This window comes from Acinetobacter sp. MB5 (assembly GCF_003261585.1).
Taxonomy (GTDB): Bacteria; Pseudomonadota; Gammaproteobacteria; order Pseudomonadales; family Moraxellaceae; genus Acinetobacter.
The window spans coordinates 45993-65312 of record NZ_POVU01000012.1; the positions used below are offsets into that span (position 1 = coordinate 45993).

The following is a 19320-nucleotide window of genomic DNA, read 5'->3' on the forward strand; positions in this document are numbered from 1 at the left end:
CTTAATAAATATTACGAATTTTAAAAATAGTAATACTGTGGCCAGAATGGGGGCTGTGAAATATGGGTTATGTCGCAAAGGCACTGAGTAAAAAAAATAAGCTATTTCTTAGCTTTGGCTCATTTCTTATTCCAATACTGATCTGGAGTGCAGTCAGCTATTTACCTTTCATTTGGCATCCCCAAGTCCAGATTACAGATTCAGGGAGCACACCGTATTTACAAGTCGGCACGCGGGTCGATAAAAATGTGTTCTATAGTGAAGCACAAAATGCGATCAATCAGCATTCTGCACCACCACAAGGAATTCTGGTCAATCCGATTTATTTGCCTGCCCCACATGAAGTTGCTGAAGCGTTAATCACCGCTTTTACCACAGCACCAGAACAACCCGATGCCCCATGGTTCCATCAAAGTTTATGGCACAGTATTAAACTGGTCTTTAGTGCTTTCTTTATTTCTTCAATTATCGGGATTCCTCTGGGCATTCTCTGTGGTTTTTCTCAAAAGATTTCCCTGTTGACCGAACCTTTTGTCGAGTTCTTTCGCTACCTGCCTGCGCCTGCTTTCGGGGCTTTAGCTGTTGCGATTTTGGGCATTAATGACGCGCCTAAAATTTCCATTATTGTGATTGGAACGCTGTTTCAACAAATTCTGATTATCGCCAATACCACACGCATGGTCGATCGGGGCTTAATCGAAGCGGGTTATACCCTCGGCACCAATCAACTCAAAAGCTTATTTCATGTGGTGATTCCTGCGGCTTTACCCGACATTTACCGTGATTTACGTGTCTTACTGGGTTGGGCATGGACCTATTTAATTGTGTCTGAACTGATCGGGACAACCTCGGGGATTACGTGGTTTATCACACAACAAGCGCGTTATCAAAACTTTGACAATGTATATGCTGCCATATTGATTATTGGTGTGATTGGACTGGTGTGTGACTTTGTTCTAATGAAACTCGGTGAACGCATGTTTACTTGGAAAGCAGGAGTAAAATAATGACTGATTCAAATTTTAATGCAGCTGAATATTTTCAAAAAATTTATGAACGCCCTGTCATTTTAGAAGCCAAACAGCTTAGCCAAGTGTTTAAACATGGCAAAACCGAGCGTACGGTGTTAAATAAACTGGATTTAAAAATTCACAAACGCGAGTTCATCTGTGTGATTGGGCCATCGGGTTGTGGAAAATCAACCTTGAGCCGCGTGGTCGCGGGCTTAGACCCTTATCACAGTGGGGAAATTTTCGTTGATGGCGAACCGATTTCAGGTCCAAGTCCTGAGCGCGGCATGGTTTTTCAGGGCTATACCCTGTTTCCTTGGAAAACCGTCAAAGAAAATGTCATGTTCGGCCCGCGCATGAAAGGCATCAGTCAAATGACTGCCGAAGCACAGGCACGAGAGTGGATTAATATTATTGGTTTAGAGAAATACGAAAATCAGTATCCGCATCAACTGTCGGGTGGTATGAAACAACGGGTCGCCATTGCTCGTGCCTTAGTCAATGAACCTAAAATTTTGCTGATGGATGAACCTTTTGGTGCACTCGATCCACATACACGCCAGAAGATGCAACGACACCTTATGGATTTATGGCAAAACATTGATATCACCATTATTTTTGTGACGCATGATATGGATGAAGCCATTTTGCTGGCAGACCGTATTGTGGCGTTAAAAGCCAATCCTGGGGAAATTAAAGAAATTATTGAAGTGGATTTGCCTCGTCCTCGTTCTCCAGATTTGTTTACTACACCTGAATTTAAACGTCTTAGAGAACGTGTCGATGCACTGGTGCATGCTCAAGAAGATGAACTGGATCCTGCGCTTGCCGAATTGCCAAAAATTCCACGGATGACACAGGTCAGTACCGACCGATAACCGCTATTTATAGGAAGTGCATTTGGGACGACCCAAATGCTTTGACTCTATGTTGGACGGCCAACGCTGGTGATCTTCATGTCGAATTTGCATGTTTTACCTTTAGTTGATATCTCGAAATTGTCGAGTCCTGATTTAGCCGAGCGACTCACGGTTGCGGCTGCACTTGATCGTGCATCAAAAGAGGTCGGTTTTTTATACTTAACAGGCACACAGTTTAAGCCTGAGTTGTTTAAAGCATTGCATGAAAGCGCAAAGCGTTATTTTGCTCAAGATCTGCAAACTAAAATGAACCATTACATTGGTTTATCTGAGAATCACAGTGGCTATGTCCCGATTGGGGAAGAGCGTTTTGTTGAAAATAGTTATGATCTGAAAGAAGCCTACGATGTCAATTATGATCATTTAGACATCGCAGACCGTCGTCCACTGATTGGCCCAACACAATGGCCCAATGACCCAGACTTTAAAACGCATGTCTCAAATTATTATCAGCACATCAAAGCGGTTGGACAGCAGATATTTCAGAGCTTTGCCCTTGCACTCGGTTTAGATGAACACTATTTCGATGCCCACATTTCCAAAGCACCGAGTCAGCTTCGGTTGATTCATTACCCTTTTCATGCCGATGCACAAGATCAGGATGGGATCGGGGCGCATACCGACTATGAGTGTTTTACTTTACTGCTACCAACAGCTTCGGGACTGCAAGTTCTCAACAAACAGGGGCAATGGATCGATATTCCGCTACTTGAAAATACATTGGTGATGAATGTCGGTGACATGATGGAAATTCTATCCAATGGGCGTTATCTGGCAACCAAACATCGAGTCAAAAAAGTTTCTGAAGATCGCTATTCCTTTCCGTTCTTTTTTAGCTGTGATTATGACTATGTCATTCAGCCCATCACGCAGAATGAATCACCTCAATACCCTGCACTGCAATGTGGCGAACACCTGTTTAATCAAACTGCCCAGACCTTTCAATATCTAAAAGACAAAGTGAAACACGGAGAAATTCAGCTTCAAAATGCACGACCATTGTATTCATTTGGCTTAAATGAAGATTAGGAGTCCACATGAATTTAATCGAACTTTGCTCAAAACTGCCTGTCACCAACCTGACCGATCTTGCCTTGCCGCGTTATTTATTAGGGGCATTTCGGCGCAAAAGTATCACGTTTGCCAATGGCCTGACCGATGAAAAGACGATTGTGTACTGGTTTCAGTCCAAAAGTTTTACCCTTGATCTGCGTTTAAAAAATGCAAGCACCACCCCGATTTTGGAACGTCAAGGCTGGGTTGGAGAGACCTGTTGGAATCAGGAACAACAATTGCTGTCTTGGCAGCTCAGCAGCAATTATCAGAATCATATTCAATGGCCCGAACCTGCCAAACTGCACCCGATTGGTAATGCCATTTTAGAGTTTTCACCGAGCAATGCCTATGTTGAGGACTGGCGGCAACAAGTCAGTCGCGGGCTATATCTGGGTTTACGTTTATTTAAAATTGAAAATTTAGAAATAAAGCAAAGCTATGCTGCCGATGGTGGTTTAATCATTTGCGATCATTTTCTTGCTTTTGCCCAATCTCGACATCCCGAGATTCAAGCGCGTCTCAATACTTATGACACCTTAGCCGATGCCTTTAGCAAGCAAAATATGAGTGCTCAAGAGATTCAGGACTACGAGGTTTCCATCAGTTTTGACCGAGAAAACATCGATTTAAGTACAGTGACCGACAGCGTTGGCGCGACGATTGATCTTGAAAATTTTGAACTGCTGAATGCTGAAACACTGGTTCAAAGCAAAGTGATTCAAGGCGAAAACTGCCGTCTATATTTCAAACTCGATGTATTTCAGCCTGACTTTGAATTTTCAACACACACTGAAACCACGACTGCCAGTCGACACTGGCTACAACAAGAACAAGATCATCTTTTTCATGCCACAAAAATAACCCTATAGGAATCAATTCTCTTATGGCTTTTCTCTATTTGCTGATTGCGATTGTTGCAGAAGTAATTGCTACTTCTGCCATGAAAGCTTCCGATGGCTTTAGTCAGTTATTACCTTCAGGTATCACCATTTTAGGTTATGCCTTCGCAATCTACTTTTTATCTCTCACCATGAAAAGCATTCCGATTGGGATTACCTATGCCCTATGGTCAGGTGCAGGCATTATTCTGGTTTCACTGGTCGGGTTCTTTTATTACAAACAGCATTTAGATGTTGCGGCTGTCATCGGTTTAGCGTTTATGATCGCGGGGATTATGATTATCAATCTATTTTCTAAAAGCACACAGCTTTAATTTTATGATGTTTTTTCAAGATATATGCACTTTTCACTACAAAGCGAATTCATCTGTGTTTGATCTAAACCACCAGCAATTTTCTGCCACAGTATTAGGCTTCTTTCATGAGTCCTTTTTATTTGTCTTGCGCTGCATTGAAATAAATTTCAATCTTACTCAAGAAGAAAAGATGATTATGAAAGGAGTCTATTACATTTTAAGCATCTTAATGGTCATTTGAAGTGCTATTTCTCCAATGAGGGCAACCCTTAAAAGAACGATAACAATCGGTTTGTAAAGAATCTAGGGTAATTGAACAACATATTGAGCATTTTCAGGATAATTCTTGGAATAATTCTCTAAGAAGCGTATTTTTTATATAACAATAAGAGGGACATCTTTATGCAGAGCTTTACTGTTTCAGATTTAGATGAACTTATAAAAAAGACCTTAAGTTCTGATAAAAATATCGGGAAATTACTGATTGGCTACAAACTCTTTGCTGAGTTAATGAATGATTCTAAATTTTCAGAAGAAGTTAATAATTCAGCCTTAAGCTCAACTAAACGAAAGTACAAGAAATTAAAAATTAAAGTGACGACTGATGAATATCAGCTCTATTTTGAATCATGATTTCACTTTAGCCAAACGACAACGGATTTATCCAAACCTGTTTGCTAAAGCAATTTCAACAGGAGAACTCACATGATGACATTCATACAAGGGCTTCCAGAAAATGTGATTGGTATTACTGCTTCTGGCCATATTTCTGCTTCTGATTATGAGACCATTCTCGTTCCTGCAATTGAAGCCGCACTTAAAAAGCATGGGAAAATCAGAATTCTCTATCATATTGCTGATGATTTTTCAGGTTTTACAGCAGGTGCAATGTGGGATGACATGAAGCTGGGGCTAGGACATCTGCACGCTTGGGAAAGAATGGCAATTGTCACCGATGTTAACTGGGTTGCACATGCCACGAGCCTGTTTAAATTTATCATGCCTTGCCCAGTCCAAGTTTTTGAACTCAATCAGCTTGCCGAAGCCAAGCAATGGATCACTTCATAATCATTCATTTAAGCCGTGTTGACACAGACTACAAACTCAACTCGGACATACGGCATATATTTTAAAAAATCATCCAGATAAACATAAAAAGAGCTCAAATGAATAATGTGAAAAAAGCGCCCAACCAAGGCGATCATGATGACTGGAAAAGTCTGGATATGGCTCAACTGCAAGAAAAATTGCAGACTTCACCAGAGGGTCTCAGCCAGCAAGAGGCAGAACGTCGATTGTCACAGTATGGTCCGAACCAACTGACTGAAAAAGAAACCAATCTATTCCTGAAATTTCTGAGTTATTTTTGGGGACCCATCCCATGGATGATTGAAGCGGCAGCCCTCTTGTCAGCACTGGCTCGACATTGGTCAGACCTGATCATTATTTTGGTTTTACTTTTGGCCAATGCAGTGGTTGGATTTTGGGAAGAGCATGCTGCGGGCAATGCCATTGAAGCACTTAAAGCCAGATTAGCCATTCAAGCCCGAGGGCGACGTGATGGAAAATGGACAACTTTGCAGGCACGCGAGCTGGTGCCTGGGGATGTTATTCATTTACGTCTAGGCGATATTGTGCCAGCAGATGCACGCCTACTCTCAGGTGATCCTGTAGAAGTCGATCAATCAGCACTCACAGGTGAGTCTTTTCCCGCATCGCGAAAATCTGGTGAAGCCGTATTCTCAGGCTCAATCATTCGTCTCGGTGAAACCAGTGCAATTGTATATGCCACAGGAGAAAACACTTACTTTGGCAAAACGACTCAACTGGTGGAAGAAGCACATACCATCAGTCATTTTCAGCGTGCAGTGCTCAAAATCGGGAATTATCTGATCATACTGGCAATAGCTCTGGTGATTTTGATTTTAAGTGTGGCATTGTTCCGTGGTGACCCGATGCTTACCGCATTGCAATTTGCTTTGGTACTGACAGTTGCTGCAATTCCTGTCGCAATGCCAACGGTATTGTCTGTGACAATGGCTGTCGGTGCACGCCAATTAGCAAAGAATCAGGCTATCGTCACCCGATTAGCGGCGATTGAAGAACTCGCTGGCGTAGATGTTTTATGTTCAGATAAAACAGGAACACTCACACAAAATAAATTGACGCTCGGTGAACCATTTTGTGTCCATAATGTTCCTGCTGATCAAGTCATTTTAAGTGCTGCTCTTGCATCTCGTTCAGACAATAATGACACCATCGACTTGGCTGTTCTAAGTGGCGTAAAAGATATTCAGGCACTTCAAAGCTATGACATCGTCCATTTTCAACCCTTTGATCCAGTACACAAACGCACCGAAGCCCTTGTAAAAACCTCAGATGGTCAACAATTTAAAGTCACAAAAGGTGCACCTCAGGTCATTTTAGCCCTGATCGCAAATCTTGAGGAAGTGCAGCCTATTGTTGAAAAAGCAGTCAATGAATTTGCAGCTCGGGGCTTCCGCTCACTAGGCATCGCCAGAACTGACGAGCTCAACCAGTGGCAGTTCCTTGGGGTATTACCCCTGTTCGATCCACCTCGCGAAGGTGCTAAAGAAACTATTGAAGCGGCCCAACAAATGGGGGTCACTGTAAAAATGGTGACTGGCGATCAGGTCGCAATTGCCCGAGAGACTGCTGCGAAACTAGGGCTTGGTACGAATATTCTGGATGCCAGTGGCTTCGGTGAGATAAAACAACATGAAACAGCACAATTGTCGGAGTATATCGAAAATGCTGATGGTTTCGCACAGGTCTTCCCTGAACACAAATTCCATATCGTAGATATATTGCAGCAACATCATCATATTGTCGGTATGACAGGCGATGGTGTGAATGATGCACCTGCACTTAAAAAAGCGGATTGCGGGATTGCTGTTTCAGGTGCAACCGATGCAGCTCGCGCAGCTGCCTCAATTGTATTGCTCACAACAGGTCTGTCTGCAATTATTAATGCGATCAAGGAAAGTCGGAAGATTTTTCAGCGCATGAACAGCTATGCCATATACCGCATCACTGAAACGTTGCGTGTATTGTTGTTCATGACCTTGTCTATTCTGATTTTTAATTTTTATCCAGTCACTACCGTCATGATTGTGATGCTGGCATTGCTTAACGATGGTGCTATTTTGTCCATTGCTTATGATAATGTGCATTACCAGAATAAACCCGAAGCATGGAACATGCGTATGGTGCTCGGTGTCTCATCTATATTAGGAGTTATGGGTGTTATCTCCGCCTTTGGACTGTTTTATCTTGCGGAGCGAGTTTTCCATCTAGATCGTGGTCATATTCAGGTACTGATGTATCTCAAACTATCAGTTGCAGGGCATTTAACAATTTTTGTTACCCGTACTCGTGGGCCATTTTGGTCTATCCGTCCATCAGGAATTTTACTGGCAGCCGTTTTTGGAACTCAAATCGTTGCAACACTCATCGCAGTTTACGGGGTGTTTATGACCCCATTGGGTTGGAGTTGGGCATTAATGGTATGGGCTTATGCTTTGGCATGGTTCTTTATTAACGACAGAGTGAAATTATTTGCATATCGTGTTTTTGATCCAAATGAACGCCCTTTACTCGGCAAACGCGATCACGCTTAGTGTATAGATAAGTCACTTCCTCAAATCGACTGCTTCGAGTATTCAAATTATGCTCAGCAGTCTTCTGCACTTGTTTACATAGATTAAAATAATTTTTTGTTGAAATAAAAAACATATTTGATAAATTATGTGACATATGTCACATTTTTTATTTTTAATTCACTCGATAAACAAGGTAACATCTTTGGGAATCTGCTGTTTCAAAAATAAAAAATATGATTATCAATCATTTATGATAAGGCTGTATAGAATCGCATCAAAATAAATACAGCATGTATGAATCAATAGGTAGTTTAAATGAAAACTTTGAATAACATTAAAATTCATAATGTTAAACAAGAAATGCCAAATGTCTTTTTCACAGCTACATCTGAAAAAACCTGTACTAAACCCTTAAATATTGCTTTAGCTCGAGAAAAGTTAGAGTTAAGCCGAATCCAATTCGCTGAGTTATTAGGCATTTCTGTTCGCACATTAATTAGTTGGGAACAGGGAATTCGTCAGCCATCCAAAGCAGCACAATCTTTAATGAAATTATTTATTAAAGATCCATGTTTTGTAAAAGAAACATTAGAAAAATAAATTTAATCCATTATTTTAATTTATTTTTTAATAGTTCTAGCACATGACCATTATGCCCTGTAATGGTCATTCGTATATGACACCACAAATTTGCATGAGCAGATGAAGACATAAAAAACTCATCATCACAATTGGGTGCCTTTAGTTTGTCTTACGCATCGTGCTCGGTGAAATTCCATAATATTTCTTAAATTCACGTGAGAATGTCGACATATCATTAAATCCACATTGATAGGCAATTTGATTAATTTTATGGGTCTGCTCACTGGTCTGGATCAACATTCTCCTGGTCAACTGAAGACGGTTTTGTAACACATAGCGCCCAAACGTGGTTTCTTCCTGTTGAAAAAGTTTACTGATATAGCGGGAGCTAATCCGAAGATTTTGAGCAATATCATGAATATTCAGCTCAGAATTGTCTAAATTTTCCAAAATCAGATGCTTGACCTGCAACAGCATGTTGGAACTACCCAGTTTATGACCACGCTCTTTAATTTGATCGAGTGTTACATAGCTTAGTAAATCAAGAAATTTATTCACGACCATATTCTGAAGTTCGCCAGACATTTGTTCATTTGGCAGGCGAAATAAATCCTGTGCATAACTAAGTAGTAAAGATCTAAGTGGATGTTCTCCACCAAATGCGTAACCACATAAGCGTTCAGGTCGCCCAAAACTTTGTTGAAATTGCTCACGAGGAATCATCAACACCAGTTGATCAAACTGTTCATTCAAATACAGGTCATAGGGTCTTTGCGTATCGTAAAATACAAACTGTCCTGTGCTCAGGCGCTGCTCACGCCCATGATGCTGGATGCCCATTTTGCCTTCAACTAAGAAGGTAATGAGGATTTCATCATTACAGCCATATTTAATATTGGCAGAATTGCGTTCCACATGCTGTCCAGAGCCTTTGACTTCTACGAGTGGAATATTTCCCAGATTTTTAGCCTCTAAAGTCCCAAAGAAACTGGTTTGCACTGAAATATCAAATGCCAATGGCACAAAAATCTGACTGATCGTGTCTTGCCAGTAGTCACGTTGTAATTTGCTTGGGACACCTCTTGTGTCAAAAGTTAACATCCTTGTTTCCTTTGTTCCCTGACATCCATCAATTAAATTTAATCGGTTTAACATAACTTGCAAGCCCTAAAATCAAGCGTGACCTTAAGCTTTACAACAAGCAAAAATTGTACCTTTCAAATTTTATATAAACGCTTTACAGCCCCCTGTTCCTTATCGTCCTATGTTTTGTTCCTTTTCAGCATACCGTGTGATGAATCCTAAGTTTTATAACTAAAGCACAGCATGTGCTGCATGATAAATCTAGGATATTACATGAAATCTTCTATTAAAGTTGCTTGTGTACAAGCTGCTCCTGTGTTTCTTGACCTACAAGGAACTGTAGATAAAACCGTTCAACTGATTGCAGATGCGGCTGAAAAAGGTGTTGAGTTAATCGCTTTTCCAGAAACATGGATTCCAGGGTATCCATGGTTTTTATGGCTAGATTCACCCGCAGCCAATATGCCGCTAGTCTATCAATACCACCTCAACTCTTTAGAGCTCAACAGCACGCAAGCCAAGCAAATTGCAGATGCTGCAAAACAATACAATATGCATGTGGTTCTTGGTTTTAGTGAACGCGATCACGGCAGTTTATATATTTCCCAATGGCTGATTGATCATCAGGGTGAAACCATTGCTGTGCGTCGTAAACTTAAAGCGACCCATGTGGAACGTACTTTATTTGGTGAAAGTGATGGTAGCTCTCTACAAGTCTATGACACGGCACTGGGACGTATTGGCGCACTGTGCTGTTGGGAGCATTTACAACCTTTAGGTCGCTATGCCATGTATTCTCAGCACGAACAAATCCACATTGCCGCATGGCCAAGCTTTAGCTTGTATAGCGATGCAACTGCTGCACTCGGTAAAGAAGTCAATAATGCTGCCTCTCGTCTGTATGCCGCAGAAGGTCAATGTTTTGTGCTTGCTCCTTGTGCGATTGTTTCTCAGGAAATGATTGATTTCTTATGCACTGATGACACCAAAAAACAACTGCTTAAAGTCGGTGGTGGTGCAGCCCGAATTTATGGCCCTGATGGTCGTGATCTGGTCACACCACTTGCAGAAGATGAAGAAGGTCTGCTCATCACCGAGATCGACCTGAACCATATTATTTTTGCCAAAACGGCTGCGGATCCTGTTGGACATTATTCACGCCCAGATGTTTTTCAATTGGTGTTTAACGCTCAGCCGAAACCTAAAGTCATTTCTCAAGCACCGACCCTGCACGCTTCTAACGAATCCTTACATGCCAACCCTGCTGTAGAACTGGACTTCGAAGGAGAATAAGCATGGAATCAGCAATCCCGACGAACCTTAGAACCACGGTCACGCAACCGCGTTCAACACCACAAGGTTATCGCCCACCTTTTCCTGCTTGGACGACACGATTTGCCCCAGATACCCATCAAGTTGTGATGATGTATCTGGGTATACAGTCCCAGCAGAAAATTGATTTTCAACAACTTGAACCTATTCTTTCGTATTTGAAACAAGATCAAATTCCAGGGTACTGGACACCTGCCGAGTATGTTGATGCCCAAGGTTTTCACAACCTGATCATTACCGCTTACTGGATTGATCAAGCACATTTTACACATTGGTTTAAGCACAGTGGTTTCGATCAATGGTGGAATGCAGCTGAACGTGAACAGGACGATGTTGGCTATTTTCTGGAAATCTCCTGCCCGACAATCGCAGAATTTGAAACTATTTTTTCAGATTCGTCTACACCAGAAGGCATTGCGCATTTAAGTTCAAACATGAGTGATGAAATTCTGGAACATGGTTATTACGGCAGTATGCGTGACCGACTTCCTGTGGCTCAACAACTGTCATTATCAGGTTCAAAACTGAATAAAGACAAATACCTCTATAAATCAGCTCATCGAATTCAGGTGATCGGGCAGAACCATTTAAGCCTGATTCGGTCAGGTCAGGACTGGAGTGAAACTGAAGCAGATGAACGCGATTTATATTTAAACCATGTTGAACCGACTTTAAAACGGGGCATGCAATTTCTACGCGATGAAGGCTTGGCTGAAGGTTGTCTAAACTGTCGCTATCTGACGGTATTAAATCCTGACACAGGTGAAGCGACCGATAAAAGCTTTGGCTTGGCGTATTTTCAGGATCTACAGCACCTTGAGCAATGGGCAAAATCTCACCCGACCCATGTCGCCATTTTCGGTGAATTTATGAATTATGTTCAACGGATGAACTTTCAAATTAAACTCAAACTGTTTCATGAAGTGATTTCCGTTCCAGCTCAATCTCAATTTTTTGAATACATCAATTGTCATTCACAGACAGGTTTACTGAATGCATTGAACGGGGAACACGCATGATTTTAAATACAAAAAATTTGCTTTTGATCGTCAGTACCTTGAGCATCATGTCGACCAGTCATGCCCTTGAGGTACAACCGGGTGATTTTGAAATGTTGCCCGATGGAAAAAGCCTAGCCCTACTGTATTACACCTACACTCAAGGTGATCAACTTTATCAAAATGCTGACAAAGTTTCTGATCATGCCAAACTTGAAACAGATATTGGGTTACTGCGCTATATTCACGCGATTCACCCTATCGAAAATGTCAGTATTGAACCTCAGGTCATCTTACCATTTGGAAAATTGCAGGCATCGCAAGATTTATCCGCTTTGGGAAATGCCTCAGGTGTGGGAGATGTGATTGTGGGCATGCCCATCAAATATGCTCCGTCATCTGCCAATACCCTAGCAATTGCGCCTTTTGTTTCAATTCCTTCAGGTTCTTATCATCAGGATCAAGCTTTGAATCTGGGGGAAAATCGTTGGAATGCAATAGTGCAAACTGCATGGTTACATCATTTTAATCAGCACTTTACGCTGGAAAATATTTTTGATGCTGCCTTCTATACAAGCAACAACCAATACACTGTTGCAAATTTAAAACTCGATCAAAAAACGAAATACGAATATCAGGTGTATCTGCGCTATAACCCATCCCCTGTAACGGCTTTTGGGATTGGTGGTGGGTGGGTCAGTGGTGGTGAGACTCAACTGAATCACGTCAGTCAAAATGACAAATTAAACACCACTTATGCAAAATTGACAGCATCGCATTTTTTTACACCCAATTTTCAGACCAACCTGACCATTGGACGTGATCTCAAGGTTGAGCAAGGGGTTAAGCAAGATTTAGATGTAACGCTTAGATTGGGTTATTTATTTTAGTGAATTGATTGAAATAAAACGATCTGATCCATGCCGTTCACTGTCGTCGATCAGATCTTCTTTAGAAAATCGCACCTAAATACTATTCCTAAAATTCGCTTATGCAAGGCTTTATCCTTTTTATGTTTCAAAATTGGCTTTTACTATAAATTTGAATAAATAGATCGCAAAAATATTAATTTCTGCTCTAGATTTCAAGAAATACTGCTTGTAATATCTAATCCCATAATATTTATATGGGATTAATTGGGCAAGTTTATTTGCCACCCAAAATTTATATTAAAAAACATTTCAACATAACAATTTACAAGAGCACCGATATGGAATGGAACGAAAGTTATAATATTGGAATAGATGTCATTGATCATCAACATCGTCAAATTTTAGATTATATCAATGCTTTAGACCAAATTCGAATCAGTGGAGATCGTCATAAAATTCAAGAAATCTTAGATGATCTGATTGACTATACCCAATCACATTTTAGTTTCGAAGAAAATTTACTTGAACAAGTCATGTATCAATATTTGCCCTCTCATAAAGGGATACATGACATCTTTGTCAAACGGCTGAACGAGTATCGCCATCGGTTTGCAAAAGGCGAAGCAGTTGAAAATGACTTGCATCGTTTACTTTCAAAGTGGTTGATTAATCATATTCAACATGATGATCAAGATTACGTCCTTTCTGTCCGTGAAAACATGTTGCGTTATTTACAAGCACAAGAAAAGAAAAAAGGGAAAAGCTGGTTCGCACGTTTTTTTAAGTAGAAAAATCAGGCTTTACACTCACATTAGCAAGCCTCGTCCAGCATACAAAGCGGTAAAACTGATTACCGTTTTTGTATCTTACCCTGTCTATTTTCAGTCAAATTTTTATCTATACACTTCTTTTATAAGTCCTTCTGATCTCTGTTGTGCTGCATTGAAAAATATTTCAATTTGCTCAGGGAGAAAAATAAAGAGGGTGTAAGCAATTATGGAAGAAGTCTTATACAGAAATCTTGGTTAGATGCTCAACGCTATCCCTTGATTGAAGTCAGTCGAATTAAACCTCTAAAATAAAAAACCCCGACATCCTGTCGAGGTTTTTCGTATGAGTTGCTTAGGTATAACTCCTGTCGTACCTCACGTTCCTGATGCGAGAACTTATTATTTTTGTTTTATGTTCTGGAACTTCCTGTTCCTGATGAATTCATCATAAGAAATCTAGCCTAGCGTGAATACAGGAAATTAACCCATTTTTATGTACGTTGTAGCGTACAAATAAGGTGGATGTATTCGGCTATCATATGTCCTGATCAGTCTACAGTCTCATAGTTCAACATACTGAAAAATCATCCTCTAAAAATGCACTGACACGATCAGTTTTAGTGCAAGCACGTTCTAACTGCCCAGTTTTTTATCTTCATTGTTCATAACTAAATAATGAACGTAAATAAATTCAATATCTTAAAAACAATGGCACATTTGTTGCAAAAATAATTTCAAATGAAACATTTGTTTCTTTGGGAAGTTGTTTTATGTCAGCACAAAGCATTCATCAGAAAATTTCAGCCTTGGGCCAAACGCTCACGGACAGCGAGAGTCGTCTTGCCCAAGTCATGCTAGACAATGTTTCACAACTGGCATCGTACTCGGCAACTGAATTGGCAGAGCTGGCAGGTGTATCCAAAGCCACTGCGGTGCGTTTTTTTAAGCGACTCGGTTACGCTTCATTTAGTGAGCTACGCTTACAGGCACGTCAGAGTCAAGACACTGCTTCCCCACTTTTTTTGATGATGACTGGCAAATATGCTGAAAATGAACTGAGCTATGTCGAACAGCATGCTGCCAATGAAATGCGCAATTTGGCACAAACCTTTGAACAGATAGAAGCTCAGCAACTCAAACAAGCACTGCAACTGATGAAGCAGGCTGAAAAAGTCTATGTGGTGGGCTTTCGTAGCAGTCGTCATTTGGCACATTACATGTGGTTATTGCTCAGTCAAATTCGAAGCAATGTCGTGCTGATTCCCAGCCAAAACGGCATGCACCTGACTGAAGAACTGGTGGATTTATCGGAACACGATTTAGTGCTGATGATGGACTACCGTCGCCGCGTCACATTGATTGAGCAGATTGCGGCACACGCCGCTATGGTCAACGCCAAAATTTTACGTTTCACCGATCTTTCTGCTACTGAACTTTCAGTTCCAACTCAACTGACTTTACGCACATGGATTCGTAGCACAGGTATGTTCGACTCTTATACCGCTGCGACTTCATTAATCAATGCCGTATGCACCCAACTTGCCGTTGAACAACGCGAGTTGACCCAAGACCGATTAAACAAAATTGAGCAGTTACATGACCACTATCAAGATTTAGATCTCTAATCTAAGGAGTTGCAATGAATACAGCCGCTGTGACCGCAATTGAACAAAACTATGCTGATCGAGCCATGCCCTCGACCTTAAAAATTAACCGAGCGCGTTTACTGAAACGAATTGCTGAACTGGGTGAAATTGGCGCGATTGCAGGCGGTGGCGTTTGCCGTCTTGCCTTGACCGATGAAGACAAATTGGGTCGTGATCAAGTCATTCAGTGGATGAAAGATTTAGGACTCAGTATTTCAATTGATGCCATCGGTAATGTGGTTGCGACTCGTGCAGGTCTGCAAGATTTACCACCTGTGATGACAGGCTCACATATTGATACGGTACGCACAGGCGGAAAGTACGATGGTAATTTAGGGGTATTGGCTGGTTTAGAAGTCATTGCCAGTTTAAATGATGCCAATATTCAGACCCAACATCCAATTGCGGTTGCCTTTTTTACCAATGAAGAAGGCGCACGCTTCCCACCCGATACCATGGGCAGTTTGGTTTTCCAAGGCGAATTGAGTCTAGAAGAAGCCTATCAGACCCGTGGCATTGATGGCACAACCGTCAAAGAAAACCTTGAACGGATTGGTTATTTGGGCGATGCACCTGTGGGGAATCAGCGCATTCATGCATTTATGGAGCTGCATGTCGAACAAGGCCCTGTGCTTGAACATGAAAATATTCAGATAGGGGCTGTCACTGGCGTACAAGGCATTCACTGGATGGAATGGACTATTTCAGGAACATCGAATCATGCAGGTACAACCCCGATGGCATTACGGCATGATGCAGGGATTGTCGCCATGCAAATTGCGACTTTTGCACGAAGTTTGGTACAAAGCACGGGGCAAGGACAATTAGCCACTGTAGGACAAATTCAGTTCACACCCAACTTGGTCAATGTCATTCCCAATAAAGCGGTGTTTACTCTCGATATTCGCAATACCAATGCCGCAATTCTCGCCGATGTCCATCAGCAAATCATGACTTTCGCTGAGCAAGCTGCTCAGGCTGAAGGCGTGCAAATTTCTGTCCGTGATTTGGCAAAATCTGATCCTGTTGCTTTTGATACTCGCATTGTGCAGCGTGTCGCAGAACTAGCCGAACAGCAAAACTTATCGGTAAAAAGCATGCCAAGCGGTGCAGGACATGATGCCCAAGTCATTTCCACACTCTGCCCGACAGGCATGATTTTTGTACCAAGTGTTGCTGGACTTTCCCATAACGTCAAAGAATTCACCCATGATCAAGACGTTGAACGCGGGGCAAATATTCTGTTGCAAATCATGCATGAACTTGCCAATGGAGCACACATTTAACCCAATAAAAAAAGCCAATCCATGCGTCACCCCACGGGTTGCCATGCCTGTGGGCGGTAAGGCGAACTGCCTTACTAAAACTGTTGTTGATTTTCACTTGAAGTATTCAGCACAGCAGGAAAGCTCCTGCTGTCACTACAGTTTGACTTGAACGAGGACGTTATCATGACTATTGCTCCACAAACTTCAAAATATCGTTATTGTATTTTTGCGTTGCTGTTTTCGTTGGTCTTGGTGAATTATATTGATCGTGGGGCGTTGCCTTTTGCGATCAATGATATTTCTCAGGAATATGGATTGTCTAAAGTTGAGATTGGCGCGGTTCTCGGCTATTTCGGCTTTGGTTATTTGGCTGGTGCCTTGTTTGGTGGCGTACTGGCTGACCGTTTTGGTACCAAGCGAGTCTGGATATGTTTTGGGATCCTATGGTCGATTGTTGAAATTTTGACTGCTTGGGCAGGCAATATCGGCACATTCTTCTTTGGTTCAGCCTTAGTCGGCTTTGCCATGATTCGGGTCATTTTTGGTTTGTCTGAAGGCCCTGCTTACCCCCTAATGAGCAAGTCAATTGCCAGCTGGACACCGAAAAAAGAACAAAGTCTGTCTTTAAGTTTTGGCTTGGTCAGTACTCAAGTTGCAGGTCTGCTCACTGCCCCAATTGCAGTCTTTTTGCTAATGGTGACGCATGACTGGCGAACCATGTTTGTCTGTTTAGGTGTGCTGTCATTATTGTTCATGACGTTGTTTTATGTGGTATTTAAGAACAAACCAAATGAACACCCTAAAGTTTCGGCTCAAGAATTGGCATATATTCAAGAAGGGCGTGACTATGAGTTAAATGCTGAAAAATTACCGTGGTGGTCATTTTTCAAAAATCGTACCTTAATGCTGAATGCCTTTGGTTATTTCACTTTCTTGTATATTACTTTTACCATCATGTCTTGGGGGCCAAAGTACTTACAAGACACCTTCCATTACGACCTGCATTCTTTATGGTATATCGCCATGATTCCATGGGTTGGCTCGACCATTACCGTGTTACTTGGTGGTTATATTAGCGATTATTTATACCGTCATTTTAATTTAAAATTGCCCGCAATGGTTTCGCTGGCGTCATGTTAACCTTAACAGCACTGTGTTTTGTGATGATTCCACATATGCACTCGGCAGCCGCGATTATTGCTCTCATCGCATTAGGAAATGCTTGCAATGCAACGGTCAACAATGTGTATTACTCTGTAATTATCGATGTATCACCCAATGCCAATGTCGGTTCTTTCTCGGGCTTTACCCTTGCGATTGCCAACTTGGCTTCGATTATTGCACCGATGCTATCAGGTTGGTTGGCACAGTATTATTCATACAACGCCATTTTTTATGTGACCGCAGGGATTGCCCTATTTAGTATGTGTTGCATGCTGTTTATTCAGCCTGAGAAAAAAATTCAACCACAGCAAGTTAAAGTGGGTAAAGCCTTGTCCATTCATCCTTAAAACAACATTTTAAGGCAGCAGTTCGAATCTGATTTTTGCCCTGCTGCCAATTGAGAACATGAGGTTGATCACTATGCACGATGTCCAAGATGCCGTTTCATTTTCCCAACAATTTTTGCAACAACGACTTGACCCAGTTCAAGCACTTGAACATGCACTGGAAAAAGCCAATCAAAACGACTCGGTTTATATCCGACTCTGTGAAGAGCGGGCATTTCGTGAAGCATGGGCAGCTAAAGCACGTTGGGATGCAGGTCAACCTTTATCGATTTTTGATGGTGTGCCCATTTCATGGAAAGATTTATATGATCTACAAGGCATGCAAACCACAGCAGGTTCAGCCGTACTGGCAAATAGCGCGATGAAAAAACACGACGCTGTTTTAGTGAATCAACTCACACAACTGGGCATGGTGAATTTGGGCAAAACCAACTTGTCAGAATTTGCTTATTCTGGGCTCGGACTCAATCCTTTTTTTGGAACGCCTAAAAATGTTTATGACCCCGCTTGTATTCCAGGGGGATCATCTTCAGGGGCGGCTATTTCTGTGGGTCATGGCAGTGTGCCGATTGGCATGGGGTCAGACACAGGTGGCTCAGTGCGGATTCCTGCGGCACTGAATGGTTTGGTTGGATATCGCAGTAGTCATGGACGTTATAGTAAACAGGGTGTATTTGAACTCTCCAAAACCCTCGATACCTTAGGGCCATTAACCCATAGTGTTCGCGATTGTTGGGTGCTTGATCAACTCATTACAGGCAATAACTTATTTAAAATGCCTGAACTCCCCACTCGTGTGAATGCCTTTCAATTTGTGGTTGATCCACGAATTTTACAACATGAAAAAATTGCAGATGCTGTCAAAGCCAATTTTCTAGACCGTATAAAATGGCTCAAACAACAAGGCTGCCATGTTGAATACCGCCCAATTGATGCCTTTCAGCAAAGTTTAGATTTAATTGATCAAGGCTTATGGTTAGGCTCAGCCGAAGCCTTTACAAAACATGAGGCCTTGTTAGATTCAGAACAAGCTGAGCAAATTGACCCTCGTATTCGCCAGCGTTTGGAACGCTCACGCAATTTCCCTGCGTCCAAACAGATCCGCTTATATTTTCTTAAACAGCAGTTACAACAACAGATTCAGCAGGAATTACAAGGGTGTCTATTGTTAACCCCAACCGTGATGCATACTGCCCCAGAAATTGCACCGCTCGAACAAGATACTGAGCTATTTTTTGAGACCAATGCTCGTACGCTGCGTTTGACCATGCCAGGCAGTTTTTTAGATATGCCAGCAGTGACGTTACCCAATGGCTTTTGTGAGAAAAAGCGCCCAACCGCATGGCTGATTTCATCTTTTTCGGGTGATGATCAACGTGTATTACAAGCGGCTTATGCGATTGAGCAGGCATTACAATCTAACTCAACAGATGGATAAAAAGCTGATTCATCCC

General features: G+C 41.7%; 19 protein-coding genes. 18 read left to right on the plus strand and 1 reads right to left on the minus strand.

Features of this window, described 5'->3' with window-relative positions; translation table 11 throughout:
• The first annotated feature begins 62 nt into the window (after window positions 1-62).
• The 9 genes from C1A47_RS13165 to C1A47_RS13205 all read left to right on the plus strand — a co-directional run bounded on the left by C1A47_RS13165 (window position 63) and on the right by C1A47_RS13205 (window position 8404).
• A complete protein-coding gene (locus C1A47_RS13165) occupies window positions 63-1007 on the plus strand; it encodes an ABC transporter permease (protein WP_111895480.1) in 945 nt (314 codons plus the stop codon).
• Window positions 1007-1888, plus strand: a complete 882-nt coding sequence (locus C1A47_RS13170) for an ABC transporter ATP-binding protein (RefSeq protein WP_111895481.1) — start codon at window positions 1007-1009, stop codon at window positions 1886-1888. Before C1A47_RS13165 ends, C1A47_RS13170 begins: the two co-directional genes overlap by 1 nt.
• Window positions 1889-1966: 78 nt before the next feature.
• Window positions 1967-2959, plus strand: coding sequence for an isopenicillin N synthase family dioxygenase (locus tag C1A47_RS13175; RefSeq protein ID WP_111895482.1), 993 nt, complete (start codon window positions 1967-1969; stop codon window positions 2957-2959).
• Window positions 2960-2967: 8 nt separating this feature from the next.
• Window positions 2968-3855, plus strand: coding sequence for a hypothetical protein (locus tag C1A47_RS13180; RefSeq protein ID WP_111895483.1), 888 nt, complete (start codon window positions 2968-2970; stop codon window positions 3853-3855).
• Window positions 3856-3869: 14 nt separating this feature from the next.
• Entirely contained in the window at window positions 3870-4199 is a 330-nt protein-coding gene (locus C1A47_RS13185) for a DMT family transporter (protein WP_111895484.1), read from the plus strand.
• Between the two features lie 384 nt (window positions 4200-4583).
• Window positions 4584-4814 carry a hypothetical protein gene (locus C1A47_RS13190; protein ID WP_111895485.1) on the plus strand — a complete coding sequence of 77 codons (231 nt, stop codon included), beginning with the start codon at window positions 4584-4586 and terminating at the stop codon, window positions 4812-4814.
• Window positions 4815-4886: 72 nt separating this feature from the next.
• Window positions 4887-5249, plus strand: a complete 363-nt coding sequence (locus C1A47_RS13195; RefSeq protein ID WP_111895486.1) for an STAS/SEC14 domain-containing protein — start codon at window positions 4887-4889, stop codon at window positions 5247-5249.
• 98 nt (window positions 5250-5347) lie between these two features.
• Window positions 5348-7822: a plasma-membrane proton-efflux P-type ATPase gene (locus C1A47_RS13200; protein ID WP_111895487.1), complete on the plus strand. Its 2475-nt coding sequence runs from the start codon at window positions 5348-5350 to the stop codon at window positions 7820-7822.
• 342 nt (window positions 7823-8164) lie between these two features.
• Window positions 8165-8404, plus strand: a complete 240-nt coding sequence (locus tag C1A47_RS13205) for a helix-turn-helix domain-containing protein (RefSeq protein ID WP_227539785.1) — start codon at window positions 8165-8167, stop codon at window positions 8402-8404.
• 141 nt (window positions 8405-8545) lie between these two features.
• Here the strand turns inward: C1A47_RS13205 and C1A47_RS13210 are convergent, their stop codons facing one another.
• The gene (locus tag C1A47_RS13210; RefSeq protein WP_111895489.1) at window positions 8546-9487 is read right to left on the minus strand and encodes a helix-turn-helix domain-containing protein; all 942 of its coding nucleotides are present in this window, start codon (window positions 9485-9487) and stop codon (window positions 8546-8548) included.
• A gap of 255 nt (window positions 9488-9742) precedes the next feature.
• Between C1A47_RS13210 and C1A47_RS13215 the strand changes: the two genes are divergently transcribed.
• From C1A47_RS13215 to C1A47_RS13250, 9 genes are all read left to right on the plus strand, one after another.
• A complete protein-coding gene (locus C1A47_RS13215; RefSeq protein ID WP_111895490.1) occupies window positions 9743-10762 on the plus strand; it encodes a carbon-nitrogen hydrolase family protein in 1020 nt (339 codons plus the stop codon).
• A 2-nt stretch (window positions 10763-10764) separates the two neighbouring features.
• Window positions 10765-11820, plus strand: coding sequence for a phenylacetaldoxime dehydratase family protein (locus tag C1A47_RS13220; RefSeq protein ID WP_111895491.1), 1056 nt, complete (start codon window positions 10765-10767; stop codon window positions 11818-11820).
• Window positions 11817-12689 carry a transporter gene (locus tag C1A47_RS13225; RefSeq protein ID WP_111895492.1) on the plus strand — a complete coding sequence of 291 codons (873 nt, stop codon included), beginning with the start codon at window positions 11817-11819 and terminating at the stop codon, window positions 12687-12689. Before C1A47_RS13220 ends, C1A47_RS13225 begins: the two co-directional genes overlap by 4 nt.
• Before the next feature lie 320 nt (window positions 12690-13009).
• A complete protein-coding gene (locus C1A47_RS13230; protein WP_111895507.1) occupies window positions 13010-13459 on the plus strand; it encodes a bacteriohemerythrin in 450 nt (149 codons plus the stop codon).
• 752 nt (window positions 13460-14211) lie between these two features.
• Window positions 14212-15066: a MurR/RpiR family transcriptional regulator gene (locus C1A47_RS13235; RefSeq protein ID WP_111895493.1), complete on the plus strand. Its 855-nt coding sequence runs from the start codon at window positions 14212-14214 to the stop codon at window positions 15064-15066.
• 14 nt (window positions 15067-15080) lie between these two features.
• Window positions 15081-16373 carry a Zn-dependent hydrolase gene (locus C1A47_RS13240; RefSeq protein ID WP_227539783.1) on the plus strand — a complete coding sequence of 431 codons (1293 nt, stop codon included), beginning with the start codon at window positions 15081-15083 and terminating at the stop codon, window positions 16371-16373.
• 165 nt (window positions 16374-16538) lie between these two features.
• Window positions 16539-17495: an MFS transporter gene (locus tag C1A47_RS13245; RefSeq protein ID WP_205669596.1), complete on the plus strand. Its 957-nt coding sequence runs from the start codon at window positions 16539-16541 to the stop codon at window positions 17493-17495.
• Window positions 17489-17866, plus strand: coding sequence for an MFS transporter (locus C1A47_RS17960; protein WP_205669597.1), 378 nt, complete (start codon window positions 17489-17491; stop codon window positions 17864-17866). The genes C1A47_RS13245 and C1A47_RS17960 overlap by 7 nt, the downstream gene beginning before the upstream one ends.
• Before the next feature lie 73 nt (window positions 17867-17939).
• Window positions 17940-19304 carry an amidase gene (locus C1A47_RS13250; protein WP_111895494.1) on the plus strand — a complete coding sequence of 455 codons (1365 nt, stop codon included), beginning with the start codon at window positions 17940-17942 and terminating at the stop codon, window positions 19302-19304.
• The last annotated feature ends 16 nt before the right edge of the window (window positions 19305-19320 follow it).

What these genes read in the sequence shown, in the direction of transcription:
- C1A47_RS13185 (WP_111895484.1), top strand. Translation starts at nt 3,870, where the DNA reads ATGGCTTTTCTCTATTTGCTGATTGCGATTGTTGCAGAAGTAATTGCT.
- C1A47_RS13205 (WP_227539785.1), top strand. Translation starts at nt 8,165, where the DNA reads ATGCCAAATGTCTTTTTCACAGCTACATCTGAAAAAACCTGTACTAAA.
- C1A47_RS13200 (WP_111895487.1), top strand. Translation starts at nt 5,348, where the DNA reads ATGAATAATGTGAAAAAAGCGCCCAACCAAGGCGATCATGATGACTGG.
- C1A47_RS13240 (WP_227539783.1), top strand. Translation starts at nt 15,081, where the DNA reads ATGAATACAGCCGCTGTGACCGCAATTGAACAAAACTATGCTGATCGA.
- C1A47_RS17960 (WP_205669597.1), top strand. Translation starts at nt 17,489, where the DNA reads ATGTTAACCTTAACAGCACTGTGTTTTGTGATGATTCCACATATGCAC.
- C1A47_RS13190 (WP_111895485.1), top strand. Translation starts at nt 4,584, where the DNA reads ATGCAGAGCTTTACTGTTTCAGATTTAGATGAACTTATAAAAAAGACC.
- C1A47_RS13180 (WP_111895483.1), top strand. Translation starts at nt 2,968, where the DNA reads ATGAATTTAATCGAACTTTGCTCAAAACTGCCTGTCACCAACCTGACC.
- C1A47_RS13170 (WP_111895481.1), top strand. Translation starts at nt 1,007, where the DNA reads ATGACTGATTCAAATTTTAATGCAGCTGAATATTTTCAAAAAATTTAT.
- C1A47_RS13225 (WP_111895492.1), top strand. Translation starts at nt 11,817, where the DNA reads ATGATTTTAAATACAAAAAATTTGCTTTTGATCGTCAGTACCTTGAGC.
- C1A47_RS13195 (WP_111895486.1), top strand. Translation starts at nt 4,887, where the DNA reads ATGATGACATTCATACAAGGGCTTCCAGAAAATGTGATTGGTATTACT.
- C1A47_RS13165 (WP_111895480.1), top strand. Translation starts at nt 63, where the DNA reads ATGGGTTATGTCGCAAAGGCACTGAGTAAAAAAAATAAGCTATTTCTT.
- C1A47_RS13230 (WP_111895507.1), top strand. Translation starts at nt 13,010, where the DNA reads ATGGAATGGAACGAAAGTTATAATATTGGAATAGATGTCATTGATCAT.
- C1A47_RS13220 (WP_111895491.1), top strand. Translation starts at nt 10,765, where the DNA reads ATGGAATCAGCAATCCCGACGAACCTTAGAACCACGGTCACGCAACCG.
- C1A47_RS13175 (WP_111895482.1), top strand. Translation starts at nt 1,967, where the DNA reads ATGTCGAATTTGCATGTTTTACCTTTAGTTGATATCTCGAAATTGTCG.
- C1A47_RS13210 (WP_111895489.1), bottom strand. Translation starts at nt 9,487, where the DNA reads ATGTTAACTTTTGACACAAGAGGTGTCCCAAGCAAATTACAACGTGAC.
- C1A47_RS13250 (WP_111895494.1), top strand. Translation starts at nt 17,940, where the DNA reads ATGCACGATGTCCAAGATGCCGTTTCATTTTCCCAACAATTTTTGCAA.
- C1A47_RS13215 (WP_111895490.1), top strand. Translation starts at nt 9,743, where the DNA reads ATGAAATCTTCTATTAAAGTTGCTTGTGTACAAGCTGCTCCTGTGTTT.
- C1A47_RS13235 (WP_111895493.1), top strand. Translation starts at nt 14,212, where the DNA reads ATGTCAGCACAAAGCATTCATCAGAAAATTTCAGCCTTGGGCCAAACG.
- C1A47_RS13245 (WP_205669596.1), top strand. Translation starts at nt 16,539, where the DNA reads ATGACTATTGCTCCACAAACTTCAAAATATCGTTATTGTATTTTTGCG.